The 26,977-nt window shown below is 72.8% G+C and carries 29 protein-coding genes; 22 read left to right on the plus strand and 7 right to left on the minus strand.

From position 1 onward, the window contains the following. The first annotated feature begins 29 nt into the window (after window positions 1–29). A complete protein-coding gene (locus FHU30_RS19730; RefSeq protein ID WP_253877681.1) occupies window positions 30–623 on the plus strand; it encodes a TetR/AcrR family transcriptional regulator in 594 nt (197 codons plus the stop codon). Window positions 624–636: 13 nt separating this feature from the next. Here the strand turns inward: FHU30_RS19730 and FHU30_RS19735 are convergent, their stop codons facing one another. After that, complete coding sequence (locus FHU30_RS19735; protein WP_253877683.1) at window positions 637–1,140, minus strand: anthrone oxygenase family protein; 504 nt, start codon at window positions 1,138–1,140, stop codon at window positions 637–639. 117 nt (window positions 1,141–1,257) lie between these two features. Between FHU30_RS19735 and FHU30_RS19740 the strand changes: the two genes are divergently transcribed. After that, window positions 1,258–1,830 carry a TetR/AcrR family transcriptional regulator gene (locus tag FHU30_RS19740; protein ID WP_253877685.1) on the plus strand — a complete coding sequence of 191 codons (573 nt, stop codon included), beginning with the start codon at window positions 1,258–1,260 and terminating at the stop codon, window positions 1,828–1,830. A 76-nt stretch (window positions 1,831–1,906) separates the two neighbouring features. Then, a complete protein-coding gene (locus tag FHU30_RS19745; RefSeq protein WP_253877687.1) occupies window positions 1,907–2,368 on the plus strand; it encodes a pyridoxamine 5'-phosphate oxidase family protein in 462 nt (153 codons plus the stop codon). A 137-nt stretch (window positions 2,369–2,505) separates the two neighbouring features. Here FHU30_RS19745 and FHU30_RS19750 read toward each other — a convergent pair whose 3' ends face one another. Further along, window positions 2,506–3,021 (minus strand): heme-binding protein, encoded by a 516-nt coding sequence (locus FHU30_RS19750; protein WP_253877689.1) that lies wholly within the window; start codon window positions 3,019–3,021, stop codon window positions 2,506–2,508. 183 nt (window positions 3,022–3,204) lie between these two features. Here FHU30_RS19750 and FHU30_RS19755 point away from each other — a divergent pair, with 183 nt between their 5' ends. From FHU30_RS19755 to FHU30_RS19770, 4 genes are all read left to right on the plus strand, one after another. Further along, window positions 3,205–4,359: a sensor histidine kinase gene (locus tag FHU30_RS19755; RefSeq protein WP_253877690.1), complete on the plus strand. Its 1,155-nt coding sequence runs from the start codon at window positions 3,205–3,207 to the stop codon at window positions 4,357–4,359. Next, window positions 4,356–5,015, plus strand: coding sequence for a response regulator transcription factor (locus FHU30_RS19760; RefSeq protein WP_253877691.1), 660 nt, complete (start codon window positions 4,356–4,358; stop codon window positions 5,013–5,015). The genes FHU30_RS19755 and FHU30_RS19760 overlap by 4 nt, the downstream gene beginning before the upstream one ends. A 136-nt stretch (window positions 5,016–5,151) precedes the next feature. After that, window positions 5,152–6,078 carry an ABC transporter ATP-binding protein gene (locus FHU30_RS19765; RefSeq protein WP_253877692.1) on the plus strand — a complete coding sequence of 309 codons (927 nt, stop codon included), beginning with the start codon at window positions 5,152–5,154 and terminating at the stop codon, window positions 6,076–6,078. Continuing rightward, window positions 6,075–7,100: an ABC-2 membrane transporter-related protein gene (locus tag FHU30_RS19770; protein ID WP_253877693.1), complete on the plus strand. Its 1,026-nt coding sequence runs from the start codon at window positions 6,075–6,077 to the stop codon at window positions 7,098–7,100. The genes FHU30_RS19765 and FHU30_RS19770 overlap by 4 nt, the downstream gene beginning before the upstream one ends. Here FHU30_RS19770 and FHU30_RS19775 read toward each other — a convergent pair. After that, window positions 7,045–9,117 (minus strand): serine/threonine-protein kinase, encoded by a 2,073-nt coding sequence (locus FHU30_RS19775; RefSeq protein WP_253877694.1) that lies wholly within the window; start codon window positions 9,115–9,117, stop codon window positions 7,045–7,047. The genes FHU30_RS19770 and FHU30_RS19775 overlap by 56 nt on opposite strands. Window positions 9,118–9,126: 9 nt before the next feature. Between FHU30_RS19775 and FHU30_RS19780 the strand changes: the two genes are divergently transcribed. The 3 genes from FHU30_RS19780 (at window position 9,127) to FHU30_RS19790 (ending at window position 12,749) form a co-directional block, all read left to right on the plus strand. Further along, the gene (locus FHU30_RS19780) at window positions 9,127–9,984 is read left to right on the plus strand and encodes an alpha/beta fold hydrolase (protein WP_253877695.1); all 858 of its coding nucleotides are present in this window, start codon (window positions 9,127–9,129) and stop codon (window positions 9,982–9,984) included. Window positions 9,985–10,069: 85 nt separating this feature from the next. Beyond that, window positions 10,070–11,164 carry a winged helix DNA-binding domain-containing protein gene (locus FHU30_RS19785; RefSeq protein WP_253877696.1) on the plus strand — a complete coding sequence of 365 codons (1,095 nt, stop codon included), beginning with the start codon at window positions 10,070–10,072 and terminating at the stop codon, window positions 11,162–11,164. A gap of 184 nt (window positions 11,165–11,348) precedes the next feature. Next, window positions 11,349–12,749: a sugar porter family MFS transporter gene (locus tag FHU30_RS19790; RefSeq protein ID WP_253877697.1), complete on the plus strand. Its 1,401-nt coding sequence runs from the start codon at window positions 11,349–11,351 to the stop codon at window positions 12,747–12,749. A gap of 102 nt (window positions 12,750–12,851) precedes the next feature. On the opposite strand, the gene dmpG is transcribed toward FHU30_RS19790, so the two are convergent. Genes dmpG through FHU30_RS19805 form a run of 3 tightly spaced genes read right to left on the minus strand, consistent with a single transcriptional unit; the run spans window position 12,852 to window position 15,686 of the window. Continuing rightward, entirely contained in the window at window positions 12,852–13,871 is a 1,020-nt protein-coding gene (dmpG, locus tag FHU30_RS19795; RefSeq protein WP_253877698.1) for a 4-hydroxy-2-oxovalerate aldolase, read from the minus strand. After that, complete coding sequence (locus FHU30_RS19800; RefSeq protein WP_308211342.1) at window positions 13,868–14,824, minus strand: acetaldehyde dehydrogenase (acetylating); 957 nt, start codon at window positions 14,822–14,824, stop codon at window positions 13,868–13,870. Before FHU30_RS19800 ends, dmpG begins: the two co-directional genes overlap by 4 nt. Before the next feature lie 43 nt (window positions 14,825–14,867). After that, on the minus strand, window positions 14,868–15,686 hold the full coding sequence (locus FHU30_RS19805) for a 2-keto-4-pentenoate hydratase (protein WP_253877701.1): 819 nt from the start codon (window positions 15,684–15,686) through the stop codon (window positions 14,868–14,870). A 114-nt stretch (window positions 15,687–15,800) separates the two neighbouring features. Here FHU30_RS19805 and FHU30_RS19810 point away from each other — a divergent pair, with 114 nt between their 5' ends. The 12 genes from FHU30_RS19810 (at window position 15,801) to FHU30_RS19865 (ending at window position 26,450) form a co-directional block, all read left to right on the plus strand. Beyond that, window positions 15,801–16,568 carry an IclR family transcriptional regulator gene (locus FHU30_RS19810; protein ID WP_253877703.1) on the plus strand — a complete coding sequence of 256 codons (768 nt, stop codon included), beginning with the start codon at window positions 15,801–15,803 and terminating at the stop codon, window positions 16,566–16,568. Window positions 16,569–16,780: 212 nt separating this feature from the next. After that, window positions 16,781–17,620, plus strand: a complete 840-nt coding sequence (locus FHU30_RS19815; RefSeq protein WP_253877705.1) for an alpha/beta fold hydrolase — start codon at window positions 16,781–16,783, stop codon at window positions 17,618–17,620. Between the two features lies 1 nt (window position 17,621). Further along, on the plus strand, window positions 17,622–17,912 hold the full coding sequence (locus tag FHU30_RS19820) for a hypothetical protein (protein WP_253877707.1): 291 nt from the start codon (window positions 17,622–17,624) through the stop codon (window positions 17,910–17,912). Beyond that, entirely contained in the window at window positions 17,905–18,780 is an 876-nt protein-coding gene (locus FHU30_RS19825) for a DODA-type extradiol aromatic ring-opening family dioxygenase (RefSeq protein WP_253877709.1), read from the plus strand. Before FHU30_RS19820 ends, FHU30_RS19825 begins: the two co-directional genes overlap by 8 nt. After that, window positions 18,777–19,130, plus strand: coding sequence for a non-heme iron oxygenase ferredoxin subunit (locus tag FHU30_RS19830; RefSeq protein WP_253877711.1), 354 nt, complete (start codon window positions 18,777–18,779; stop codon window positions 19,128–19,130). Before FHU30_RS19825 ends, FHU30_RS19830 begins: the two co-directional genes overlap by 4 nt. Beyond that, a complete protein-coding gene (locus FHU30_RS19835; RefSeq protein WP_253877712.1) occupies window positions 19,127–20,440 on the plus strand; it encodes an aromatic ring-hydroxylating oxygenase subunit alpha in 1,314 nt (437 codons plus the stop codon). The genes FHU30_RS19830 and FHU30_RS19835 overlap by 4 nt, the downstream gene beginning before the upstream one ends. Next, window positions 20,437–20,988, plus strand: a complete 552-nt coding sequence (locus FHU30_RS19840; protein WP_253877714.1) for a 3-phenylpropionate/cinnamic acid dioxygenase subunit beta — start codon at window positions 20,437–20,439, stop codon at window positions 20,986–20,988. Before FHU30_RS19835 ends, FHU30_RS19840 begins: the two co-directional genes overlap by 4 nt. Next, entirely contained in the window at window positions 20,988–21,884 is an 897-nt protein-coding gene (locus FHU30_RS19845; RefSeq protein ID WP_253877716.1) for an SDR family NAD(P)-dependent oxidoreductase, read from the plus strand. Before FHU30_RS19840 ends, FHU30_RS19845 begins: the two co-directional genes overlap by 1 nt. Next, complete coding sequence (locus FHU30_RS19850; RefSeq protein ID WP_253877718.1) at window positions 21,881–23,128, plus strand: FAD-dependent oxidoreductase; 1,248 nt, start codon at window positions 21,881–21,883, stop codon at window positions 23,126–23,128. The genes FHU30_RS19845 and FHU30_RS19850 overlap by 4 nt, the downstream gene beginning before the upstream one ends. Continuing rightward, entirely contained in the window at window positions 23,125–24,138 is a 1,014-nt protein-coding gene (locus FHU30_RS19855) for an NAD(P)H-dependent flavin oxidoreductase (protein ID WP_253877720.1), read from the plus strand. The genes FHU30_RS19850 and FHU30_RS19855 overlap by 4 nt, the downstream gene beginning before the upstream one ends. Before the next feature lie 40 nt (window positions 24,139–24,178). After that, window positions 24,179–25,747, plus strand: a complete 1,569-nt coding sequence (locus FHU30_RS19860) for a class I adenylate-forming enzyme family protein (protein WP_253877722.1) — start codon at window positions 24,179–24,181, stop codon at window positions 25,745–25,747. Window positions 25,748–25,847: 100 nt separating this feature from the next. Beyond that, a complete protein-coding gene (locus FHU30_RS19865) occupies window positions 25,848–26,450 on the plus strand; it encodes a TetR/AcrR family transcriptional regulator (protein WP_253877723.1) in 603 nt (200 codons plus the stop codon). Window positions 26,451–26,474: 24 nt separating this feature from the next. On the opposite strand, the gene FHU30_RS19870 is transcribed toward FHU30_RS19865, so the two are convergent. Next, window positions 26,475–26,960 carry a MarR family winged helix-turn-helix transcriptional regulator gene (locus FHU30_RS19870; RefSeq protein WP_253877724.1) on the minus strand — a complete coding sequence of 162 codons (486 nt, stop codon included), beginning with the start codon at window positions 26,958–26,960 and terminating at the stop codon, window positions 26,475–26,477. Window positions 26,961–26,977: the final 17 nt, after the last annotated feature.

The following is a 26,977-nucleotide window of genomic DNA, read 5'->3' on the forward strand; positions in this document are numbered from 1 at the left end:
CGTTTCGTAACGATTGGTAAGGTGGGGGTGTGACGGGTGCTTCTGGAGGGGGCGGGGCCGCTCGGCGGGGGGCGCGGTCGCGGCGTGCGATCCTGGACGCCACACTTGAGCTGGCCGCGCGGCGGGGGTACGGGAGCCTGACGATCGAGGCGGTCGCGGCGGCGGCCGGGGTGGGGAAGCCGACGATCTACCGGTGGTGGCCGTCCAAGGGCGCGCTCGCGCTGGACGCGCTGGACGACGCGGTCGGCGACGCGCTCGACTTCCCCGACACCGGCGACGTCGCCGCGGATCTGGCCGCGCAGATCGGGCGGATGGTCGCGCTGTTCGGCGGGGACCTCGGGACGGTGTTCCGGGGCGTGATCGCGGAGGGGCAGAGCTCGCCCGAGATCGCCGCCGCCGTCCGGGACACCGTGCTCGAACCGCGCACCCGGGCCTGCCAGGTCCGGCTGGCCAAGGCCGTCGCGGAGGGTCAGCTCCGCGACGACGTCCCGACGCGCGCGATGGTCGAGATGCTCTACGCGCCGTTCTTCTACCGCGCCCTTCTGGGGACGGACGTGATGACCGTCCGCCAGGTGCCCGAGATCATCGGGCGCGTCCTGGACGGGCTGCGCCCCGCCGCCTGAACCGCGGTCCGCGTCAGCGGGAGCGGCCCCAGAGGAAGGCGCCCGCGCCCATCAGGAGGAGGCTGGCGCCGCAGCACACCGCACGGACACTGTTCCAGGTCGTCCAGCGTCCGGAGTAGTCGGTCCAGACCTTCGTCGCCGCCGCCAGGTCGTGCGGGACCTTCACGTGCGCCAGGTGGTTGTTCATCGGCACGTTGACCGCCGCCGTAGGCAGGAACGCGCCGACGAAGTACACGCCGGCGGCGGCGAAGAACAGCCATGCCGCGTGCTTCTGGTCGAGCATCATCAGCAGGACCCCCGCCACCACCGCGACCACCGGCGCCAGCATGAAGGCGCCCAGGAAGAGCGGGTTCTGGATCTTCTGGTTGATCGCGTTCATCGCCGCGATCGCCGAGGAGGCCCGCGTCGCGTTCAGGCCGGGCATCACCCCGACCGAGAACCCGAAGAACGTCCCCGCCATCCCGGCCGTCATCAGGATCGACAGGCCGGCCGAGGCCGTGGCCAGCTGGAACTTCATGGCACCGCTCCTTGTCCGAATAAAACGAAACGTAACGTTTCGTCGCGAGGACGCTAGCCCCCGCGGCGGTGATCGTCAAGAACGTTACGTATCGTTCTACTTGGTACGCTGCCGGGCGTGAGGGCGACGACGAGCGGCGCGCGATCGCGCGACAGGATCCTGCGGGCGGCCATCGAGCTGTGCGGCGAGCGCAGCTACTCCGCCGTCACCATGGAGGCCGTCGCCGCGCGCGCCGCCGTCGGCAAACCGACCGTCTACCGCTGGTGGCCGTCCAAGGGCGCGCTCCTGCTGGACGCCCTGCTGAGCACGGTCGGCGAAGGGCCGTTCCTCTACCCCGACACCGGCGATCTGCCCGCCGACCTGCGCAGCTGGGCCCGCGCCCTGGTCGACCTCACCCGGGACCCGGCCGTCCGGCGCATCCTCACCGGCGTCCTCGGCTCGGTGCAGCACGACCCGGAGCTGGCCGCCGCCGTCCGGTCGGAGATCTGCGCGGCGCTGTCGCGGCGCAACCTCGAACGCGTCCGCGACGCCGTGGACCGGGGCGAGGTCCCGCCGCTCGACCCCGAGGTTCTGGACGACCTGGTCGCCGCCCCCATCTGGTACTACCTGCTGGTCACCGGCCGTCCCCTGACGCACGAGCGCACCGACCGGCTGGTCGACGCGGCCGTCACCGCCGCCCTCACCCACTGATGCGGCGCGCGTCCCGGGTCGCCGGAGTTCTCGTGTGATCTAATCTGCGCTGCACCCGGGAACCAGGAAGGCGCTCATGGACACTCCGCCGCCCCGCAGCCGGCAGCAGCGCAGCGACGACACGCTCCGGCGGCTCGGCAACGACGTCGATGTCTGGGTCGCGACGGCCGACCCGTCCACCGGGACGCCGTACCTGGTCCCGCTGTCGTTCATGTGGGACGGCACGCACGTGCTGGTGTCGACGCTCGCGGCGAGCCCGACGTCCCGGAACCTGCGGGACGGCGGGAAGGCGCGGCTCGGGTTCGGGCCGACCCGCGACCTCGTCCTGATGGACGCCGTCCTGGAGGAGGCCGTCCCCACCGCCGAGATGCCGGACGAGCTGGCCGACGCGTTCGCGACCAGGGCCGGGTTCGACCCGCGCGAGCAGGACGAGGACTACCTCTACTTCCGCATCCGCCCGAACCGCATCCAGGCGTGGCGCGAGGCCAACGAACTGGCCGGACGCGACCTCATGCGCGACGGCGCATGGCTCACCTGACCTGCGCCTGACGTGAAACGCCGCAGCACCAGCGCGGCATCTCACGCGAGACGTCGCAGAATCGGCGCGGCATCTGGCGTGAAACGTCGCGGCACCGGGCCCCGTGAGGGAGGTCCGGTGCCGCGTTCCGCCGGCTACTACAGGGCCGCCAGGACGTCGTTCGCGATGGCCTCGTCGATGCGTCCGTCCGGCGCGCCGCCGACGCCGATGCCCGCGATCGGGAAGCCCTGGCTGATGACCGGCACGCCGCCGGGCAGCACCAGCGTCCCGGGGAGCTTCTCGATGGTGGCGTTGCCGACCAGCCTGCTCGTCGGCTGGCCGAACGCCACGGCGGTGTACGCCTTCCGCTTCGCGGACTCGAAGGTCTGCGGGCCCGCCTTGACCGTCTTCTCCGACAGGCGGATCACGCCGGACCGCTCCATGATGACCATCGTCACGCGCTGGTTGCCATGCCGCAGCGCCGACCTCACCAGTTCCCGGGCGGCCCGCGCGAGCGCCGAGTTGGACAGCACCTCCTCGGTCACGGTGGTCCGGTGGTGGTCCCGGTGATGTGCGGCGGACGTGCCCGCCGACGCCGGACCGGCGACCGCGAACGTCCCTGCGGCGACGACACCCAGCGCTGTGGCGGCGCCGGCGAGGTGCCTGATGGCCATGCTTCCCCCTGATGTCTCGATCAGTTGATCACAGAAAGTATTCCTGTGAAGCCATAAAGTAACCGCGAGGAATGGTCATCAATGCCCGCAGACGTCCTGGCGCTCCGGCCCCGGCGACGCGGGACGGCGGACGGTACTTTCGGCCGGTTGCCGCCCCGGCGTCCGGTCCTCGATCATGAGGCCATGCGGGAGGGCACGGGTTCGGCGATCTTCTCGGCCTCCCGGACGCGGCTCGCGCCGACCGCCGGGCTCGCCGCGCTGTTCCTGGCGGCCACGGCCGTCCAGGCCGCCGCCATCGGGACGAGCTGGGGCGCGTCCTACTGGCCGTTCGACGCCGCCATGGCGCTGGCCGTCTGCGCACTGTCCCTGCTCACCCACACATCGCGGGGCTTGTGGGCGGCCGGAGGCACGCTGGCAGTGGCGGCCGTCGCGGTTCTCATTGCGCGCGTCCTGCGTCTGCCCGCCGAGCCGAGCCCGGCGATGACGCTCGGCTTGGCCGTCGCGATCGTCCGGGTGGTGCGGACGTTCCCGCCCGTCCCGGCGGGAGTGGTCGCGGGCGGCGGCCTGGCCGTGGCGCTGGGCGGCGAGATCGCCTCCCGGACGTCGTCGGGCGGCTCGTCGGTGGCCAACATGAACCTCATCGGGTGGTTCGTCGCGGTCGTGGCCGGGCTGGCGCTGCGGCGCTCGGCCGCGAGGGCGCAGGCGGCCATGGAGCGGGTGCGGCGGGACGAGCGGCTGGCGCTCGCGCGGGAGATGCACGACGTCGTGGCGCACCACATCGCGAGCATGCTGATCCAGACGCAGGCCGCCCAGATCGTCGCGCGGCGGCGTCCCGAGGACATGCCGCGGACGCTCGCCGGCATCGAGACGGCGGGCGCCGACGCGCTGGCCGCGATGCGCCGCGCCGTCGGCGTGCTCCGCGAAAGCGGGGAGGCCGCGCCGCTCGCGCCCGGCCCCGAGCGCCTGGACGACCTGGTCGGACGCTTCGGCCGGACGGGCCCGCCGGTCCGGCTGCACATGCCCGAGGACGACCGCGACTGGCCGCCCGAGGTGGCCGGGACCGTCTACCGGATCGTCCGGGAGGCGCTGACGAACGTCGCCCGGCACGCGCCCGGCGCCCGCTCGGTCGCGGTGACCGTCCGGCGGGACGGGCCGGAGCTCAACGTCGAGGTCGTGGACGACGCGCCCTCCGCGCGGGCACGCGGACGCGGCGGATACGGCCTGCTCGGCATGCGCGAGCGCGTCGAGGCGCTCGGCGGGACGCTGGCCGCGGGTCCGGAGGAGCACGGCGGCTGGAGCGTCCGGGCCGTCCTGCCCATGCCGGCGGGCGGGGCATGACCATCCGCGTGCTGGTCGCCGACGACCAGGCGATGATCCGCGGCGGGCTGCGGCTCATCCTGGAGGACGAACCGGACATCGAGGTCGTCGCGGAGGCGGCGGACGGTGTCGAGGCGGTCGAGGCCGCCCGGCGGCTGCGCCCGGATGTGTGCCTCGTCGACATCCGCATGCCCCGCCTGGACGGCATCGAGGTCACCCGCGCGCTCGCCGGGCCGGATGTGCGGGACCCGCTGCGCGTCGTCGTGGTCACCACCTTCGACCTGGACGAGTACGTGTACGGGGCGCTGCGCGGCGGCGCGGTCGGGTTCGTCCTCAAGGGCGCCGGGCCCGCGCTGCTCGTCGCGGCCGTCCGCGCCGCGGTCGCCGGGGAGGCGCTGGTGTCGCCGTCGGTGACCGTCCGGCTGCTGCGGCACCTGGCCGAGGCCGTCCGCCCCGCCCCGGACGGCCCGGACGGCCCGCCGCTGACCGAACGCGAGCTGGAGGTCGTCCGGGCCGTCGCGCGCGGACGCACCAACCAGGAGGTCGCGGCCGAGCTGTTCATCTCGCTCAGCACGGTCAAGGGGCACATGGCGAGCGTCCAGTCGAAGCTCGGCCTCCGGAACCGGGTCGAGATCGTCGCGTGGGCGTGGGAGAACCGCCTCGTCACAGGCGCCTGACGCGCTACCCGGCTGGCCGGGCATCCGGCTGGCCCGGTACCCGACCGAAAGTACCGGCCGAAAGTACCGGGTGGACGGCGGGTGAGCGTGCTTTGGGCCGATGGCCGGAGGCGCGGTTCCGGAAAGCATCGGAGGCATGCCTCACGAAGATCTCCGTCCCCCCGTGCTGCAGGCCGAGGGGCTCACCAAACGCTACGGGCGCCGCCGCCGGGCCGCGCTGGACGCCGTCGACCTGACCGTCCCGGCCGACCGGATCATCGGACTGGTCGGGCCGAACGGCGCGGGCAAGTCCACGCTGCTGCACATGGCGTGCGGCCTGATCGAGCCGACGTCCGGGAGCCTGCGCGTGCTCGGTTCGCGTCCGGCGGCGGACGCCGCGCATGTCGCGCGCGTCGGCTTCATGGCGCAGGACGCGCCGGTGTACCGCTCCTTCACCGTGGGCGAGCACCTGCGGCTGGGCGCGAAGCTGAACCCGCGCTGGGACATGGCGTTCGCCGAGCGGCGCGTCCGCGAGGCCGGGCTGGACATGGGTCAGAAGGCGGGCGGGCTGTCCGGCGGCCAGCGCGCGCAGCTCGCGCTGACGGTCGCCGCGGCCAAGCGCCCCGACCTGCTCATCTTCGACGAGCCCGCCGCCGCGCTGGACCCGCTCGCCCGGCAGGCCTTCCTGCACAGCCTGCTGCGGTTCGTCGCCGAGCTGGACGCGAGCGCCGTGCTGTCCTCGCACCTGCTGGAGGACGTCCAGCGCGTCTGCGACCACATCATCGTGCTCAGCGACGCGCGCGTGCAGGTCGCGGGCGACGTCCGGGACCTGCTGGCCCGGCACCGCAAGATGACCGGACCGCCCGGACGGCCGCCCGAGCCGCCGCCCGGCGTCGAGGTGATCGGCGTGGCGCGGGACGACCACGGCAGCCGCACGGTGGTCCGCATCGGCGCCGCCCCCGTGCAGAGCGTCGAGCCCGGCGGTCCGGGGTTGGAGGCGGTCTCGCTCGAAGAGCTCGTCCTCGCCTACATGGCGCGGGCCGAAATGCCGCGTTCCGGTGCATTCCAGGAGGTCTCCCGATGATGTGGCTGAGCTGGCGGCAGTTCCGCCTCCAGGCGCTCGTCGCCGCCGTCGTGCTCGTCCTGGCCGGGGCGTGGCTGCTCTACTTCGGCAACGGCATCCGCGACGCGTACTCCACCGCGCAGGGGCACTGCTCGGCCCGGGGAGGCTGCGCGGGGCCGCTGGCCGAGTTCCAGGCCACCTACCGCGAGGACATGCTGTTCATCGCCGCCGGGCTCGGCCTCGGACTCGCGCTCCTCGGCGCGTTCTGGGGCGCGCCGCTCGTCGCGCGCGAGCTGGAGGCGGGCACGCACCGGCTGGTGTGGAACCAGAGCGTCACGCGCCGCCGCTGGCTCGGCGTCCGGCTCCTGGTCACCGCCCTGGCCGCGATGGCGGCGGCGGGGATCGTCAGCGCCCTGCTGACCTGGGCCGCGCGTCCGGTGGACCAGGTGGCCGCGAACCGGTTCGACACGATCCTCTTCGGCACCCGCGACATCGCGCCCATGGGCTACGCGCTGTTCGCCGTCACCCTCGGCACGGTCATCGGCCTGCTCATCCGCCGGACGCTGCCCGCGATCGCCGTGACGCTCGCCGCGTTCATCGCCGTCCAGTTCCTCGTCCCGAACGTGGTGCGGCCGCACCTCATGCCGTCCAGGACGGAGACCGTGGCGATGCCCGCCGACGCGATCAACCGGGCGAAGTCGCTCGGCAGCATCGGCGGCGGCGCGGTCGTCGGCGGCATCACCCTGCCGGACCAGCGCGGCGCGTGGATCAGCGGCGTCAGCCCGCTGCTGAGGTCCGACGGCCGCCCGCTGAGCGGCGGCCAGTTCAACAAGTGCGTCAACTCCCCGCCCCGGACGGGCGCGGGCGGCACGTTCGGCGACACCGCCGTCTGCCTCGGACGGCTCGACCTGCACATCCGGGTCACCTACCAGCCGGGCGGCCGCTTCTGGACGTTCCAGATCCTGGAGACCGTCGTCTACGTGCTGCTCAGTGCTCTCCTGGCGGCTTTCGGGCTGTGGCGCGTGCGTCACCGCGTGAGCTGAGCCCCTCCTGGATGGCCCGGGCGAGCTCGGCCTGGCCGGTGTAGTGGGCGACGTTCCGGTTGATCCGCGTCGAGGCGCCGCCGTCGTCCGTCCAGGTGGCGATGATCTCGCCGCGCGCGAGGACCTCCTCGCCGTCCGGGCCGTCCGACGGCGCGACCGCGTGGACCCGGGCCGCCAGCCGGACGCTGTCCAGCCGTCCCGGCTCCACGTGCACGAGCACGTGGAAGTCGCGGCTCTCCGCGCCCCAGTCGCCAAGCGGATAGTCGACCACCCGCGGCCCGGCGGGGCGACCTGCCTCCGCGGCCGGGACGGCTGGGCCGCCCGCGCCTGGCTCGGCGGGACGGCCTGCCGGGGTCAGGTCGTGCACCGACGGCGCGACCTGCTTGACGAACTCGACCTCGGCGTTCTGCGGCATGGCCAGCCGGAGCCGCACGCCGGGCCGGGCCTTCCCGCGCACGCGGCGGACGATCTCACCGAGGTCGTCCGCCAAGCCGTTCCGCGCGGAGACGACGATGTCGATGCCGCCTTGCAGCGGTTCGGCGAGGGCGCGCATCTGGCGCACCTCCCAGTCGGTGCCGACGCCCCGGATGTCGAAGGAGAACGCGCCGCTCGCGGCCTCGGCCGCCGCGCGCAGCTCGTCCGGGCCGTCCAGGTCGCCGCGCATGTCCGTGACCAGCACGACGTGCCGGACCGGGGCGGGCCGGACGGCCGGGAGGCTCGCCGCGAACCGCAGCCACAGCCCGAACGCCGCGTGCGGCGCCGGCCGCAGCAGCCGGAGCGCGCGGCGCGCCTCCGCCTTGGCCGCCGGGGTCGCCGCGACGATCCGGGACGTGCGCGGGTACACCATGTCGATGGTCTGCGACCCCTCGATCACCGCGAAGCCGTCGTCCTCGCCGAGCAGGTCCACGGCGTCCGCGACGGCCTCGCGGACGGCCTCCGCCTCGTCGTCCGGGAGGTCCCGCGAGCAGCCGACGACGAACACCACCGAAACCGGCAGGCCGCGGGCCTGCTCCGGCGCGCAGGCGAGCGTGACGATCGCGTGCACGTCCCGGCCGTCCGGCGGGAGGTACTCGTTCTGCATGACCTCCAGGTCCCACCGGGCGTCCGGGAGGGACGCGGCGACCGGCGGCGCCGGGGCCTCGATCCCGACCGCGCGGCCGTCGGCGATCGCGCGGAGCTGCTCGGCGACGGTGGCGGCGTCCGCCGGGCGGTCGCGGCGGTCCTTGGCCAGCAGCGCCAGGACGAGCCGGTCCAGATCGGGCGGCACGCCGTCCCGGAGCGTCCCGGGCGCGGGCGGCGCCGCGGTCAGCTGCCGGTGGATGACCTCCGCCTGGTGGTCGCCCCGGAACGGCGGCCCGCCGGTGAGCATCGCGAACAGGACGCAGCCGAGCGCGTAGAGGTCGGTCCGCCCGTCCACGGGCGAGCCCTCGCACTGCTCGGGGGCCATGTAGGCCGGGGTGCCGGCCATCGTGCTCGGCGCGGCGGCGTCGGCGTCCCGCACCAGCCGGGCCAGCCCGAAGTCGCAGATCTTGACCCGGTCCCCGGGCAGGACCATGAGGTTGCCGGGCTTGACGTCCCGGTGCACGATGTCGCGCTCGTGGGCGGCGGCCAGCGCGTCCGCCACCTGCCCGGCCAGGTGCAGCGCCCGCTCCACCGACAGCCCGCCCGGCGACTCCCGCAGCAGGGCCTGGAGGTCGCGGCCGTCGAGCAGCTCCATGACGTAGAACAGGACGCCGTCGTCCGCGCCCGCGTCGTGCGCGACGGTGATCCCGGGATGCTGCAGCCCGCCGACCGTCCGGCTCTCCAGCTGGAACCGCTCGACCAGCCAGCGGTCGGTGTCCGGGCCCACGAACAGCACCTTCACCGCGACGGACCGTCCGAGCAGCGTGTCGGTGGCCCGCCACACCTCGCCCATTCCGCCGCGTCCCAGCACTTCCCGCAACCGGTACCGTCCGGCAAGAAGTCCGCTTCGCAGGTGAACCTCCCAGCCACGCGAGATCGCCGACCCGGCCCCCATACTGGCACGATGCGCCGCACGGACCCAGTGGACGGATTCCGGCTCGCCTACGACCGCTCGGGCGCCGGTCCCCCGGTCCTGCTGCTGCACGGATGGCCAGGCGACCGGGACGACCACGCCGGCGTCTCTGCGCTGCTGTCCCGCGAGGCGGACGTCGTCGTCCCCGACCTGCGCGGCTTCGGCGACTCCGACACACACGCGGACGGCGCCTACAGCGCCGACGCCTACGGCGCTGACGCCCAGGCCCGCAGCATCATCGGCCTGATCGAGGAACTGGGCCTGGCTCCCCCGGTCATCGGCGGCTACGACATCGGCAGCCGCATCGCCCAGACCGTGGCCCGCGTCCGGCCCGACCTCGTCCGGGCCCTGGTCGTCTCGCCGCCGCTCCCCGGCATCGGCGACCGCGTCCTGACCGCCCAGGACGAGTTCTGGTACCAGGCGTTCCACCAGCTCGACCTGCCCGAAAACCTCATCGACGGCCGTCCCGACGCCGTCCGCACCTACCTGTCCCACTTCTGGTCCCACTGGTCCGGCCCCGACTTCGACCTGCCCGCCGACCGCCTCGACCACCTGGTCGCGGCCTACGCCGCCCCAGGCGCCTTCACCGCCTCGATCGGCTGGTACCGCGCGGGCGCAGGAGCCGTGGCAAGCTCCCTCGCCGAACAGCCGCCCGCCCCAGCCGACCGCATCCGAACCCCGACAACCGTCCTCTGGCCAGACCACGACCCCTTGTTCCCCATCACCTGGTCCGACCGCCTGGACGCCTTCTTCAGCGACGTCCAGCTGAGCCACCTGCAAGGCACCGGCCACTTCACCCCGGTAGAACGCCCCGACGCCGCGATAGCCGGCCACCTCAATCGGAAGTAGAGGACGCGTCCTGTCCTCTACTTCCGGCATGGTGTGCGTGTGCCGTTCGGGGCCGCGTCGGCGCGGCTCATCTTGGAGGAGTGCGTTGACCGTTCTTGACAGCCGTTCCCTCAACCGGGCCACGCTCGCCCGCCAACTTCTACTCGAACGGGCCGATACCTCGGTCGTCGGGGCTGTGGGGCACTTGTGCGGGGTGCAGGCGCAGGAGCCCCAGGAGCCGTTCGTCGGGCTGTGGTCCCGGGTGGCGGGCTTCAAGGCACGCCAGTTGGACGAGGCGCTCAGCGGTCGCGAGGTGGTTCGCACCCATCTGATGCGGCGGACCGTCCACCTGGTCACGGCGGCGGACGCGCTCGCCTGGCGCGCGCGGCATGACGGCATGCTCCGGCAGAAGGTCCTGACCACTTACCGGAACGAGCTGGCCGGAATCGATGTCGAGGAGGTCGCCGCCGCCGGACGTGCGGTCATGGCCGATGGGCAACCGCGCACTATGAGCGAGCTGGTCCGGGCCGTCCAGGATCGGTGGCCTGAGCCGCCTACGCGGGCGCTGGGTGAATTGCTGGTCGCGGCGCTTATCCCTATGATCCAGCTTCCTCCGCGCGGGCTCTGGCAGCAGAGTGCGGGAGTGCGCAATCTGCCGTTGGAGACCTGGCTGGGACGCGAGGTTCCTTCGCTGCCGACTGATGACGGCGACTCGGTCGGGCAGCAATTGCTAAGGCGTTATCTCGCCGCCTACGGTCCGGCCACCGGCTCGGACTTTCGCGCCTGGTGCGGGCTCACCGGGCTTCCCGCGGCCGTCAAGGCCGTCCGGGACGAGCTTGTGGTCTTCCGCGACGAGCGGGGGCGCGAACTCCTCGACCTGCCCGACGCGCCGCGTCCCGATGCCGGCGCTCCGGCGCCCGTGCGGTTCCTGCCGGCCTTCGACAACGCCGTCCTCGGCTACCAGGACCGCAGCCGCATCATCGACGCCGACCACCAGGGGCTGTCCGTCAAGGGCCACCGGATGGTGCTGGTCGACGGACGCGTCACCGCCACCTGGACGGCGCGCGACCGTGTCCTCCGCATCGGCCTTCTGCGGGCACTGACCGTCCCGGAAGAGGAGGCCGTCCGCGCCGAGGCGCACGAGCTGGCCGCCTTCCTGGACCAGGACATCACGGACGTCCGGCTCGACGCCGAAGCCTGACCGCGGCCGATCGGGCGAAGGCGCCGGACCGCGGGCGCGGCCGTCCCACGTTGGGCAAGGTTCGGCCAAGGGCGGCATGGCCGAACTTGACGCGTTCGGGGGCTCTGCGCGTTCGGGGTGGGGGTAAGTCCGGAAAAAGGGGATGGTTGTCGATCACCCACGAGCCAGATTCGGGGGAATCCTGGTGGCCCAATATCACGCTATCGGCGGCACGGCCACGGCCACGCACAAACCGGTGTCCGCCGAACACAAGAAGAGGTCGCTGTTCACGTGGGCCTTCTTCGCCACGCTGGGCAGCTTCCTGTTCGGATATGACACCGGCGTCGTTTCCGGCGCCATTCTGTTCGTCCGCCAGGACTTCCACCTCAACGCTTTCATGCAGGGCGCGGTCGTCAGCGTCCTGCTGCTCAGCGCGGCCGCCACCGCCCCGTTCGCCGGCGACGTCGCCGACCGGTTCGGACGCCGCCAGACCCTCGTCGCCACCGGGGTGATCTTCACCATCGGGCTGCTCATGGCGGCACTGGCGCCCGACGTCTGGGTGCTGCTGCTGGCCCGGCTCATCCTCGGCGCCGGCGTCGGCGCCGCCTCGGCGATCGTGCCGGTCTACCTGTCGGAGATCTCGCCTGCCAAGATCCGCGGCCTGCTCACCTCGTGCCACCAGCTGATGGTCACGATCGGCCTGCTCGTCTCCTACATCGTCGACCTGGCCTTCTCCGGTTCGGGCAACTGGCGGATGATGTTCGGCGTCGGCGTGATCGCGTCGGTCGCGATGGCGCTCGGCATGGCGGGCTCGGCCGAGAGCCCCGCCTGGCTCGCCACCCACGGACGCGTCGAGGACGCCAAGAACGTCCTGCGCAAGCTCTACCCGGAGAGCGAGGTGGACGGGGTCGTCAAGTCGTTCGGCAAGGCGGCGCCGAAATCCGAGAAGCGCAAGAGCTACAAGGATTTGTGGAAGTCGCCCGTCATCCGCCCGGCCCTGGTCATCGGCGTCGGGCTCGCCGCGCTCCAGCAGCTGTCCGGCATCAACACGATCATGTACTACGCGCCGACCATCATGGAGAAGACGGGCCTCAACGCCTCGAACTCGCTCTGGTACTCGATCATCATCGGCGTGGTCAACCTGCTGATGACCCTGGTCGCGCTGAAGCTCACCGACACCCTCGGCCGCCGGCCGCTGCTGATCGCCTCGGCGTCGCTGATGCTCATCGCGACGATCCCGCTCGGCCTGGCGTTCACCGCCCTGCACGGCACCACGTCCAGCATCGCCGCGCTCTGCTCCATCGCCGTCTACATCATGGCGTTCGCCATCGGCCTCGGCCCGATCTTCTGGACGCTCAACTCCGAGATCTACCCGCCCGAGGTGCGCGCCGAGGCCGCCAGCCTCGGCACCATGGTCAACTGGCTCGCCAACTTCCTGGTCAGCCAGACCTTCCTGCCCATGTCCAACGGCATCGGCCAGGGCGAGACCTTCTGGGTGTTCGGCGCGCTCTGCCTGGTCACCCTCATCTTCATCCTGAAGAAGGTCCCCGAGACCAAGGGCAAGACCTACCCGGAGATCGAGAAGGCCATCCAGCAGCACGCGTAAGGCCGGGACGACCCCGGTCACCGTGGAGGCAAAGGCGCGGGCCGCCGTCCGGCGTCCCGCGTCTTTGCGTGCGAACGGAAATTCAGTGCGTGCGAACGGAATTCAGCGGGAACCGGCGGCGGTCAGGGTCAGCGCAATGTCCACGATCATGTCCTCCTGGCCGCCGACCAGGCCGCGGCGACCGGCTTCCATGAGCAGGGTGCGCACATCGATGCCGTAGCGCTCACCGGCGGTTTCGGCATGGCGGAGGAAGCTGGAGTACACCCCGGCATAGCCCAGCGTCAGCGTTTCCCTGTCCACCCGGACCGGACGGTCCTGCAGGGGACGGACGAGGTCGTCGGCCGCGTCCTGAAGGGCGAAGACGTCGCAGCCGTGCTGCCATCGCAGCAGGTCCGCGACCGCGATGAACGCCTCGATCGGCGTGTTCCCGGCACCCGCGCCGTGCCCGGCGAGGGACGCGTCCACGCGGACGGCGCCGTTCTCGACGGCGGTCACCGAGTTGGCGACCGACAGCGAGAGGTTCTCATGCGCGTGAATGCCGATCTCGGTCCCCTCGTCGAGGACGTCGCGGTAGGCACGAACACGCTCGCGCACGCCGTCCATCGTCAGCCGCCCACCGGAGTCGGTGACGTAGACGCAGTGCGCGCCGTAGCCCTCCATCAGTTTCGCCTGGGCGGCCAGCTCAGGGACCGGTGCCATGTGGCTCATCATCAGGAAGCCCGCGACGTCCATGCCCATTTCGCGGGCGGTCGCGATGTGCTGGGCGGCGACGTCCGCCTCGGTGCAGTGGGTCGCGACGCGGACGGACCGGACGCCGAGGTCGTACGCCCTGTGCAGGTCGTCGACCGTGCCGACGCCGGGCAGCAGCAGCGTGGTCAGGCGCGCGCGGTCCACGTTGGCCGCGGCCGCTTCGATCCACGCCCAGTCGCTGTGCGACCCGGGCCCGTAGTTGACCGATCCGCCCGCGAGGCCGTCGCCGTGGGCGACCTCGATGGCGTCCACACCGGCGGCGTCGAGCGCGGCCACGATGCGCCCAACGCTCTCGGGGCTGATCCTGTGCCGGACGGCGTGCATGCCGTCCCGCAGCGTGACGTCCTGGACGAAGAGGGCGGTGGGGCTCATCGGGCGTTCTCCTTCCGCGCCGGAGCCTCGGCCCGCGCCTGCGCGATGCGCTCCGCGACCTGGACCGCGGCCGAGGTCATGATGTCGAGGTTGCCGGCGTATGCGGGCAGGTAGTCCGCGGCTCCCTCGACTTCGAGGAGCACCGAGACGCGGTGGGTCGGGACGGTCGCGGCGTCCTCGGCCAGCAGGGTGTGGACCGGCTCGCCGGGCGCGATCGGGTCGATCTGGACGTCCTGCTTGAGCCGGTAGCCCGGCACGTAGGCCGCGACCTCGGCGACCATCAGCTCGACCGACGCGCGGATCCGGTCGTGGCTCGCGGGATCCGCGGCGTCCACGAGGCAGTAGACCGTGTCGCGCATGATCAGCGGCGGTTCGGCCGGGTTGAGGATGATGACCGCCTTGCCGCGCGCGGCTCCGCCGACGGCCTGGATCGCGTGCGCGGTCGTCTCGGTGAACTCGTCGATGTTGGCCCGCGTCCCCGGGCCCGCGGAGCGGGACGCGATGGACGCGACGATCTCGGCGTACGCGACGGGCGCGACGCGCGAGACGGCCGCCACGATCGGGATGGTGGCCTGGCCGCCGCACGTCACCATGTTCACGACCGGCGCGTCCAGGTGCTCCTTGAGGTTGACCGCGGGCACGACGAACGGGCCGATCGCGGCCGGGGTCAGATCGATCAGCCGCTTGCCCAGCGGCGCGAGCCGGGCGTGGTTCTCCAGGTGCGCCTTCGCCGACCTCGCGTCGAAGACGATGCCGATCTCGTCGAAGCCGGTCATCGCCACCAGCCCCTCGACGCCCTCGTGGGTCACCGGGACGCCCAGGGCGGCCGCCCGCGCGAGCCCGTCGGACGCCGGGTCGATGCCGACCATGGCGGCCGGTTCGAGGAGCCGGGACCGGCGCAGCAGCTTGACGAGCAGGTCGGTCCCGATGTTCCCGGATCCGATGACCGCCACCTTCGTACGGACTCCGTCGCTCAACGCTCTGCCCTTCTGTCGCTCAACGCTCTGCCTTACCTTCGAAGGACGCCGACACATGGCTGAGTCCGGGGATGTGGACGTCGACGACCGCACCCGCGGAGACCGGGCGCATCGGGCCGAGGGCTCCGGAGAGGATCACCTGCCCGGCACGCAGCGGGTCGCCAAAGTCGCGGGCCTGCCGCGCCAGCCACGACAGCGCGTGCAGCGGGTCGCCGAGGCAGGCCCGCCCGGTCCCGGTGGACGCCGTCTCGCCGTCGATCTCCATGCGCATGGTCACCTCGGCGGGCTCCAGCTCGTCCAGGGACCGGCGCTCCTCGCCGAGCACGAACACCCCGCTGGACGCGTTGTCGGCGACGGTGTCGGCGAACGAGATGTCCCAGCCGGCGATCCGGCTGTCGACGACCTCCAGCGCTGGGGCCATCGCCCCGACCGCCCGCCGGCACTGGACGTCGTCCAGCGGCCCGTCGGCGAGGTCGGCGCCGAGGATGAACGCGATCTCGGCCTCCGCCCGCGGCTGGAGCAGGCGCTCGATCGGGATCGCGCCGTCCTGGCCGAAGGCCATGTCGGCGAACAGGACGCCGAAGTCCGGCCGGTCCACGCCGAGCTGCCGCTGGACGGCCTCCGAGGTCGCACCGATCTTCCGGCCGACCACCTCCGCTCCGGGCCCGGCCCGGAGGAGGTTGAATTGCTCCTGGACGCGGTAGGCGGTGTGCACGTCGTCCGGTTCGATGAGGTCCCGCAGGGGCGCGCAGGGACGGCGGGACGCGGCGGCGTCCGCCAACCGCCGCGCCGCTTCGGCGACGACCGTTTCGTCCACCTGGGACGTGACCGGTGACAAGGCGGCCTCCTTTCGTGGCGTACCGTGAGGCGCCGGTCAGTCCACCCCAGCCGTGGCGGCCCGCGCACCACCTCCGGTCCGCTGGATGGACCGGACGCACGAAACGAGGCGCCCATGACCGCAGACTTGGATCCGCGCTCGGTGCTGGGCCGGGTCATGCTGATCCTGGACGCGTTCGGCCCCGAGGACCGCGCCGTCGGCCTGTCCGAGCTGGCCCGGCGGACCGGGCTGCCGAAGGCGACCGTGCACAGGATGTGCCGGGACCTGGTCGCCGCGCGCCTGCTCGCCTCGTCACCGGCGGGGTACGGCCTCGGCCGCGGGCTGTTCGAGCTCGGGCTGCGCGCGTCCGTCGAGCGGACGCTGCTGGAGGTCGCCGTCCCGTTCATGCAGGACCTGTACGCCCGGACCCGCGAGACCGTGCACCTCGGCGTGCGGGACGGCGACGAGGTCGTCTACGTCAGCAAGATCGGCGGCCACCGCCAGGTGCCCGCGCCGTCCCGGGTGGGCGGCCGGATGCCGCTGTACTGCACGGCGATCGGGCGGGTCCTGCTCGCGCATTGCGCACCCGCGACCGTGGAGCGGATCCTGTCCGGTCCCCTGCCCCGGCGGACGCCCCGCACGATCGTCGCGCCGGGCCTGCTGCGCGCCCAGCTGGACCGCGTCCTGCGGGACGGCATCGCGTTCGAGTTCGAGGAGTCCGCGGCCGGGATCGCCTGCGTCGCCGCGCCGATCCTCGGCGCCGACGGCCTGCCGGTCGCCGGGATCTCGGTGACCGGGCCGACGACCCGGTTCCGTCCCGCCGACCACCACGCCCCGGTCCGCGCCGCCGCGTCCGGCGTGCAGTCCATCCTCGCGCGCCGCACCGCGCCGACGCCGTACTGACCCCGCGCCGCACTGACCCCGCGCCGCCTCCGCGCCGCCCCGCGCTGACCCCGCGCCGCCCTGCCCTGACCCCGCGCCGCCCGGCCGTGACCACGCACTGACACGTCGTCGGCTCCCGGTGCCGCTTGACGTCGGGCGAAAGGCGGATTTATCGTTCGATCAATCAATCGATCGAATCTCCGGAAGGGGTCGCTTCCATGCCAACCAGCTCCTTGGCACAGAGCGTTGCCGACCGCCCCGGCGTGCGGACGCGCGTCGTCACGGCCGGCGGGGTGCCGACCAAGGTCCTGACGGCGGGCTCGGGCCGTCCCGTCGTGCTGCTGCACGGATCCGGCCCCGGGGTCTCGGCCGAGGCGAACTGGTCCGGACTGATCCCGGAGCTCGCCCGGGACTTCCAGGTGGTCGCGCCCGACATAGCGGGCTTCGGCGCCTCGGTCGGTCCCGAGGGCACCGCGTACGGGATCAAGCTCTGGGTGCGCCAGCTCGTCGAGCTGCTGGACGCGCTGGAGCTGCCCTCGGCGACCCTGCTGGGCAACAGCTTCGGCGGCGGCCTGTCGCTCGCCGCGGCGCTGCGGCACCCGGACCGGGTGGACGGCCTCGTCCTGCTCGGCACCCCGGTCGGGACGTTCGAGATGACCGAGGGGCTCCGCTCCGGCTGGCACTACGAGCCGGACGAGGCGGAGATGCGCCGGATCCTGACGCTCTTCCCGCACGAGCCCGCCCTGGTCACCGACGCGATGGTCCGGAGCCGGTACGAGGCCAGCGCCCGGCCGGGCGCGCAGGAGGCGTTCCGCCGCCTCATCCCCGAACCCGGCCCTGCGGGCACGCCGGTCCGGGGCGTCCAGGAGGAGTCGCTCCGCACCATCGGGCAGCCGACGCTGATCCTGCACGGCAGGGAGGACCGCGTCATCCCGGTCGAGCTGGCCTGGCGCGCCGCGCGCAACCTGCCGAACGCCGACCTGAAGGTCTTCGCGCAGTGCGGCCACTGGGTGCAGCTGGAGCGGCCCGACGGCTTCCTGCGCGAGGTCCGCGCGTTCCTGGGCGGGTTGTGAGATGAGCCGATCAGGAGTGGACAAGGCGCTCTACGACATCGTCGCCGACCGGCAGGCCCGCGCCGGCTTCCTGTCCGACGCCGACGGGTTCCTCGACCGGTACCGGCTCTCCCCGGAGGAGCGCTGGGCCGTCGGCTACGTGGACCTCCCGGTGCTGCTCGAATGCGGCGCCAACCCGATGCTGCTGTGGGGGATGTGGATGACCTTCGGCGACCGCAGCCTGTCCGGCTACCTCTCCGAGCTGGACGGGAACCGCACCCTCTCCCTCCGGAAGGAGCCCGACCGTGGCTGAGCTGGTGGGCGGCTTCCTCGTGCCGCACGACCCGATGGTCATCACCGATCCGCACGCGCCGTCCGAGGCGGTCCGGGACCGGATCGCCGCGGCGTACGACGAGGTGGCACGGCGGGTCGCGGGCCTCGCCGCGACGACGCTGATCATCATCGGCACCGACCACTACCTGCTCTTCGGCCCCGGCTGCCTGCCGCAGGCGCTGATCGGCAGCGGGGACGTCGAAGGCCCGCTGGAACGCCTCCCCGGCATGCGCCGGCGGCCGTTCCCGGACAACAAGCCCCTCGCCCGCCACCTGGTGGACCACGGGCACCGCACCGGAATCGACTGGGCGGTCGCCGACTCGCTCACCGTCGACCACTCGGTCGCGATCCCCTACTTCCGCATCGGCGCGGACACCGATCTCCCGGTGATCCCGATCTACCTGGCCTGCGGGGTCGAACCGCTCCTGCCGCTCCCCCGGGCCGCGCAGATCGGCGCGAACCTGAAGGACGCCGTCGAGAGCTGGGACGCGGACGAGCGCGTCGTCGTCATCGGCAGCGGCGGCATCAGCCACTGGGTCGGCACCCCCGAGATGGGCCGGGTGAACGAGCGGTTCGACCGGCGGGTGCTCGACCTGGTGACCGCCGGGGACGTGGAGACCCTCGTCTCGTTCAGCGACGACTACATCCGCGAGAACGGCGGCAACGGCGGCCTGGAGATCCGGAACTTCGTCGCCGCCATGGCCGCGCTCGGCCCGTGCGCCGGGGGCGTCATCGCCTACGAGGCCGTCCCGGAATGGATCACCGGCCTCGGCTTCGTCGAACTCGTCCGGGCCGGGACGGGCGACGTCGCCGAGAGGGATGACACCGCCGAAGGGATCGCCTCGTGATCGCCGGGACGTCCGCCGCGGTCGATCTCGGGCCGGTCGGCGCGCTCGACGGCCGCGACATGGTCCGCATGGCTCCGGACGGCTGGCCTCCGCTGCTGGTCTACCGCATCGACGGCGAGATCTACGCGACGTCCGACACCTGCACCCACGCCACCGCGTCGCTGTCGGAGGGCGAGCTGGAAGGGCACACGATCGTCTGCCCGGTGCACTGGGCGGAGTTCGACGTCCGCACCGGGCGCCCGCTGTGCTTCCCGGCGACCCGTCCGCTGGAGACCTTCGCGGTGACGGTCGAGGACGGCCGCATCCACGTGCACAGGAAAAGCAACGGCAACGGAGGTGACGAACGATGAGGACGACCGCGCCGATGGCGCTCGACCTGCGCATGCTGGACGAGGGCCGGCTGCCCCGCGAGATCTTCTGGTCGGAGGAGGTCTACCGGCTCGAACTGGAGCGCGTCTTCGCCCGCGCCTGGGTGTTCGTCGCGCACGAGAGCCAGCTCCCGAAGCCCGGCTCGTTCCTCACCACCAGGATCGGCGAGGACGAGGTGATCGTCGTCCGCAAGCGGGACGGCCGGGTGGCGGCGTTCCTGAACAGCTGCCCGCACCGCGGGAACCGCGTCTGCTCGGCGGAGGCCGGCGAGGCGCGCGGGTTCGTCTGCAACTACCACGGCTGGTCCTTCGGCCTGGACGGGTCGCTGCGCGGCATGCACGAGTCCGGCGCCTACGACCGCGAACCCGGTTTCGACCGGTCGGAGCTGGGCCTCACCCCCGTGGCGCAGCTCGACGGGTACAAGGGCCTGCTGTTCGCGACCTTCGATCCGGACGCGCCCCCGCTCGCCGAGTTCCTCGGCGACTTCAGGTTCTACCTGGACGTCATGCTCGACAACGACCCCGGCGGCACCGAGTTCGCGGGCGGCTGCATCTCGTCGGTCCTCGGCTGCAACTGGAAGCTCGCCGCCGAGAACTTCGCCGGGGACGCGCTGCACGCCGGATGGACGCACGCCTCCGGAGCCGAGGCGATGCTCGGCGGGCCGGTCGCCGCGCTCGGCGACCCGTCCAACGAGAGCTACCACGTCAACGTCAACGGCCACTGCTGGGAGTTCAACCTCGACTCCGTCGGCAACGCGGCCACGATCGGCGACCGGCGCGTCGTGGACTACCTGCGCGAGCACCGGAGCCGGTTCGAGGAGAGGCTCGGTCCGGTGCGGGCGAGGATGGTCGGCTCGGTGAGCTCGGCGAACGTCTTCCCCAACTTCTCGTTCCTGCCCGGCCAGAACACCTTCCGCACCTGGCAGCCGCTCGGCCCGCACAGGACCGAGCTGCGGACGTGGGTCCTGGTGAACCGCGACGCCCCGCAGGAGGTCAAGGACGCCTGGAAGAAGGGCGCGATGCTGACGTTCTCCCCGTCCGGCGTCTTCGAGATGGACGACGGCGAGAACTGGGAAGGGGCCACGCACAGCAACCGGGGGGTCGTGACCCGCCGGCAGCCGCTGCACTACGGGCTCGGCATGGAGAGCCGTATCGACCATCCGGAGCTGCCCGGCAACGTCCACCGCGGGCAGATCAACGACGCCAACCAGCGGGCCTTCTACCGGCAGTGGGCGAAGATGATGAACTCGGCCGGCTGGGACGGCGTCCTGGAAACGGAGGACGCGCGATGACCCCGGCCACGACCCCGGCCACCGTCCTCGAAACGGCCGACCGCGTGGACGCGGGCCTCTATGTCGAGGTGCTGCAGTTCGTGGCGCGCGAGGCGCGGCTCCTGGACGAGGAACGCTATCCCGAATGGCTGGCGCTGTTCACCGAGGACGCCACCTACTGGGTGCCGGGCATCGAGAACCGCAGCCGCCACGACCGCTCCGGAACCCACGCGCCGGAACGCATGGCGTACTTCGACGACACCATCGCCGACCTGCGGCACCGCGTGGACCGCTTCACCGCGCCGACCGCCTGGGCCGAGGACCCGGCCACCCGGCACCTGCACGTCGTCTCCAACGTCGAGGTCGAGGCGGGCGAGGCACCGGACGAGCTGACCGTCCGCTCGGTCTTCGTGAACCACCGCGGCCAGGGGAGCACCGATTCGGCCGTCCTGTACGGGCGGCGGACCGACCGGCTGCGGCGCGTCGAAGGCCGCCTCCGCATCGCCGCGCGCAAGGTCGTGCTGAGCCACGCGACCCTGCCCGCCAAGAACATCAACACCTTCTTCTGATGGGCGGGCAGGAGGACCGGCCGCCAGAACGGCCGGAAGGAACGGCGTCGGGGCGGCTCGAAAGAAAGGCACCGGGACGGCTCGAAGGGCAGGTCGCCCTCGTCACCGGAGGCGGGGACGGCATCGGACGGGCCGTGGTCGAGCGGTACGTGCGCGAGGGCGCGGACGTCGTCGTCCTCGAACGCGACGCCGGGCTCGCCAAGGCGGTGGAGGCCGCGCACCCCGGCCGGGTCGCGGCCCTCGCCGGCGATGTCCGCGATCCCGCCGCGCACGTCGCCGCCACCCAGTGCGGGCTCGACGTGTTCGGGCGGCTGACCGTCTACGTCGGGAACGTCGGCGTGTACGACTACGGCGCGAGGCTCGCGGACCTGGAGCTCACCGAGCTGTCCGGCGCCTTCCACGAGCTGTTCGCCACCAACGTGCTGGGGTACCTGCTCGGCGTCCGGGCGGCGCTGCCCGCGCTGCGCGACGGCGGCGGCTCGGTCATCCTCACCGGCTCGTCCAGCGGGTCGTTCGCCGGGGGCGGCGGCGCGCTGTACGTGGCGTCGAAGCACGCGGTGGTCGGGCTCGTCCGGCAGCTGGCCTACGAGCTGGCACCCGACGTGCGCGTGAACGGCATCGCTCCGGGAGCCACCCGCACTGGCCTGACCGGCGTCGGGGACCTCGGCGGGGACCGCCGCCTGCGCGACGAGCCGCGGTCGCTCGACGGCATCGCCAGGACGGTCCCGCTGGGGTTCGTCAGCGAGCCGGACCACCACGCCGGACTCTACGTCGCGCTGGCCTCCTCCGAGGACACCGGATTCGTCACCGGCGCGGTCTGGGCGAGCGACGGCGGGCTGGAAGTCCGCGGTCGGCGGCATCCCGCCCGTCCGGCCCGAGAGGAGGGACCCCGATGACGCACCCGGACGCCGTGGTCGTCGTGGGCGGCGGCCTGGCCGGCCACACCGCGGTCGCGACGCTGCGCTCGTGCGGCTACCAGGGCCGGATCACGATGGTCACGCGGGAGCCGGAGGCGCCGTACGACCGTCCGCCGCTGTCGAAGGAGCTGCTGTCGGACGCGTCGTTCGAGCCCGCGCTCAACCCGAGGCTCGACTACCTCGACGTCGACCTGCGCACCGCGACCGCCGCGGTCGGGATCCGCCGCGGCGAGGTCCTCACGGAGACCGGGAGCGTCCCCTTCGACGCGGCGGTGCTGGCGCCCGGCCTGCGGGCGCGGCGGCTGCCCGCCGGTCCCGGCGCGCCGCCCGCCCGGGTGCTGCGGACGCTGGACGACGCCGTCCGGCTGCGCGCCGAACTGGTACCGGGGCGGAACGTCCTGATCGCCGGCGCGGGACTGATCGGAGCCGAGGTCGCGACGGCCGCGGCCGCCGCCGGATGCCGGGTCGCCGTCGTCGGTCCCGAGTTCGGGCCCGCCCTGGACGCGGCCCCCGCCGCGGTCCTCGACGCGGTCCGGGGCTGGTACGGCGAGCGCGGGGTCGAGCTGACGATCGGGACCCGCGTCCTGGAGACCACCCCCGCCGGGGTGCTGCTGAGCGACACCGGCTTCCGTCCCGCCGACGTGGTGGTCGCCGCGATCGGCGGGGAGCCGGCGACGTCCTGGCTGCGCGGGATGCAGGTCGTCCTCGACCCGGCGGGCTTCATCAGCACGGACGAGTACCTGCGCACCCCCCTGCCCGGCGTCTACGCGGCGGGCGACGCGGTCGCGTGGCGCTCGTCCCGATACGGAGTCGACATGCACCTCGAACACTGGCACCACGCGGCCGAATCCGCCCAGGTGGCGGCCCGGAACATCCTCGGCAGCGCCGAAACCTACGACCCGCTCCCCTACTTCTGGTCGCACCAGCTCGGGCACAGCCTCCACTACGTGGGACGCCACGATCCCGGCGACACGGCCGACATCAGCCCGGCGGAGACCGGCACAGCCGGGAACAGCACGGCGGGGAACGGCACAGCCGGGAACAGCACGGCCGGGAACGGCACGGCGCGGAACGGCACGGACGCCCGGTCCGGATGGTCGGTGACCTGGACGCGCGGCGGTCGCCCGACGGCCGTGCTGGCGATCGACGCCCCCCACCTCGTCCGCCGGGCCCGCAAGGTGCTCGACGCCGCGACCCAGCCGGAACTCGGTGCCGCGCGATGACGGACCGGCAGGGTTTCGCCGAGCTGGCCGGCGCGCTGCGGATTCCGGTCATGGCGGCGCCGATGTTCCTGGTCTCGGGGACGGAGATGGTCACGGCGGCCGCGCGGGCGGGGATCATCGGCGCGTTCCCCGCCGCCAACGCGCGCACCGTCGACGACCTGGGCGTCATGATCGACGGGATCACCGCCGGGGCGGGCGGCGGCGCGTGGGGGGTCAACCTCATCGTCCACCGCACCTACGACCGGCTCGACACCGAGCTGGCGCTGCTGCGCGAGGCCGCGCCGGCGCTCGTGATCACGGCGCTCGGGTCCCCGCGGCGCGCGCTGGACGCCGTGCACGGCTGGGGCGGGCTGGTGTTCGCCGACATCAGCACCCCGGAGCAGGCCCGCCGGGCCATCGACGCGGGCGCGGACGGCCTGTCCGCCGTCTGCGCGGGAGCCGGCGGGCACACCGGGAGGTACAGCCCCTTCGCGCTGGTCACCGCGATCCGCGAGTTCTGGGACGGGCCGCTGATCGCCGGCGGCGCGGTCTGCTCGGGCGCGGGCGTCCTCGCCATGCGCGTCCTCGGCGCGGACGTCGTGAACGTCGGCACCCGGCTGCTCGCCACGGCGGAGAGCCGCGCGGACGAGGGGCACCGGCAGATGGTGATCGAGGCGGAGATCTCCGACATCACCACCTCGGACACCGTGACCGGCGTCCCCGCGAACTGGCTGAGCGAGAGCCTGCGACGGCACACCGCGGCGGCCGGCTCCGGCGGGGCGGCCGGGATCGACTTCTCGGGTGCGATCGCGGAATCCAAGGCGTGGCGGGACGTGTGGTCGGCCGGCGAGGGCGTCGGGGCGGTCCGCCGTCCGGAGACGATGGCCGAGGCCATAGCCTCGCTCGGTGCCGAGTACGACGCCGCGCTGGCACTCCTGCGGGCCGTCCCGCATGCCGAACCCGAGCGCCGCGCTGCCATGCGGCTGCTCGACCGACCGTCCCTTCCGACCGTTCCGTCCGACCGTCCGTGAGGACTTCGAAAGACCTGTACCTGCTCCACTGGAGGTTGTGGTGGCCGCTGTGAACACCGAGGGCATGCCGGCCGGCGCGGGGCGCGAGCCGTCCGCGAGCATGGTCGAGTGCCTGCGGCGGGCGATGGCCGACGCGCCCGACCGGACGGCGATCGTGTGCGACGACCGGACGATGTCGTACGCGGAGCTGGGCCGCTCGGCGGCGGGCCTGGCGCGCCGGATGTCCGGCGGGGTCGCGGAGGGCCGCGCCGTCGCGCTGCTCATGCCGAACGGACCCGAGCTGTCGGTCTCGGCCTTCGCCGCCTGGATGGCCGGGGCGCAGGTCGCCCTGATGAACCCCGCCTTCACCGACCGCGAGCTGCGGCTCCTCCTCGAACGGTCGGGGGCGAACCTCGTGCTCGCGTCGGCCGGCGCGCCCGAGGAAGCCGGACGCGCCGCCGCGGCGGCCGAGTCACTCGGTCTCGGATTCCTCCTGGTCGGCGAGGGCGACCTATCCCTGGGCGCCTGGCAGGCCGACGCGACGCTCGCCATCTCCGACGACCTGCTGCCGCCCCCGGACCGTCCGGCGACGATGATGTTCACCGGCGGGACGACCGGCGTGCCCAAGGGCGTCGACCACACCCACCGGACGCTGATGCTGACCGTCCAGGGCATGGAGGCGTGCTGGCCGACCCGGCCCGGCGCGGAGGTCTGGCTGAACGTGGCGCCGTCGTTCCACATCTGGGGGCTGCTGATGGGCATCCTCAACCCGGTGTACGGCCAGGCGACGGTGGTGACCTGCCGGCGGTTCAAGCCCGACGCGGTGGCGCTGGCGATCCGCGACCACGGTGTCACCGTCTTCGGCGGCGGCCCGGCCGAGATCTACGCGGGCCTGCTGTCGTCCGAGCACACGGGCCGCGCGAACCTGCGCATGCTGCGCGTCTGCCCCGGCGGCGGTTCGAGGTTCTCCGCCGCGCTGCACGACCGCTGGCTGGACCGGACGGGTGTGCCGATCCGCGAGGCGTTCGGCATGACCGAGCTGGCCCCGATCTCCTGCAACCGGTGGGACGTGCCGCCGCGTCCGGGCTCGGTCGGCCCGCCCGCCGCCTCGGTCGAGGTCCGGGTGGTCGATCTGGAGGACCCGTCCCGGCTCGCGGGCGCGGGCCAGGCGGGCGAGATCCAGGTCCGGGCGCCCCACATGACGATCGGCTACCACGACCCGGCGCAGGGGGACGGCGCGTTCGTCGACGGCTGGCTCAATACCGGCGACATCGGCTATCTCGACGAGGACGGCTACCTCTTCATCGTCGACCGCAGGAAGGACATGATCATCGTCGGCGGGTTCAACGTGTACCCGCGCGAGATCGACGAGACGCTCTGCCGCTACCCGGGAATCGTGGAAGCCGCGACGGTCGGCGTACCGGACGACCGGCGCGGGGAGCGCCCCGTCTCGTTCGTCGTCACCGACCGCGGTAAGGCGCTCGATGAAGCGGCGCTGGCCGCCTATTGCACGGCGAACCTGGCGCACTACAAACAGCCCCGGGCCGTCCGATTGGTGGATCGACTGCCGAGGACGGCCGCGAACAAAATCGACGTGCGGGCACTGCGCACCCTGGCCGCGGAGGAGTGATCCGCGATGTCGCCGCGATCCTGCGGGGTCTTGGTCTCGCTCCGCGGACGCTAGGCTGACATGGTCGACTTCGACGGAACCGATCGCGGGAGGCCGGAACGTGGCTGCGTCGAGTCAGCCCGAAAGGGAATCGGCGTGGGAGGAAAAGCGGCGCCGCATCCTCGACGGCGCCGCCGCCGTCTTCTCGTCCCGCGGGTACGGCAAGGGGACCACCAAGGAGATCGCGGCGCAGCTCGGCCTCAGCCAGCCGTCCATCTACCACTACGTCGGCTCGAAGGCGGACCTGCTGCGCGAGATCGCGCTCCAGGTCGACCGCGACATGACCACCGCGCTGCGCGACGGTCTGGCGGCGGGCACCGATCCGGTCGCGCAGCTGCGGGCGATCATCACCCGCTTCACGGCGGCGGTCATCGCGAACCACCTCACCTTCGCCGTCTACCGGAGCGAGCAGCGGTGGCTCGAACCGGCGGTCGCCGAGGAGGTCCAGCGTGACGAGCGCGAATTCGTCGCCGCCGTCCGCCGGGTCGTCGAAAAGGTCCAGGCGCTCGGAAAGCTGCCGGACGCACCGTCCTCGGTCCTGACCTTCGCGATTCTGAACATGGTCAGCGAAAGCCATCGCTGGTACCACCAGGAAGGCTCGCTCGATCCGGCATCGGTAGCCGAAACCTACTGCGAACTCATCGGCCTTCCGCCGCAGGACTGACCACGGCGGCATTCCACATCGGCGTCAGCATTGCGCGTCATTGATTCGTGGCGCCTGCGCGTCGTTGATTCGTGACAGCAGGGCCAGGAACTGGCGGCGCTGGGCGGCCGTCAGCGGCGCGAGGAACGCCTCCTGGACGCCGTCGACGACCTCGTCCAGCGCGAGAAGCCTTTCGATGCCCGCCGGGGTGATCGTGACGATGTTGCGGCGCCGGTGGGCCGGGTCGACCGAGCGCGCGACCAGGTCGCGCGACTCCAGCTCGTTCAGGGCGGCGGTGACGTCGCTGCGGTCGATGCCCGTCCTGCGGCCGAGGTCGGCCTGGCTCGCGGGGCCCCACTCCTCCAGCGCGGCGAGGAGCCGGTAGTGGTAGCCGCGCAGCCCGTCGCCATGGGCCTCGAATCCGGAGCTCAGCAGCCCCGCGGCGCGCGCCTGCGCCCGGCCGACCTGCCAGGTGGCGCGTCCTTCGATCCGGGCCGGGGCGCGGCAGGTGTCGTGATGGGGCGTGGGCACGTGTCCAGCCTAACAGT

The organism is Actinomadura rupiterrae (assembly GCF_024172125.1).
Lineage (GTDB): Bacteria > Actinomycetota > Actinomycetes > Streptosporangiales > Streptosporangiaceae > Spirillospora > Spirillospora rupiterrae.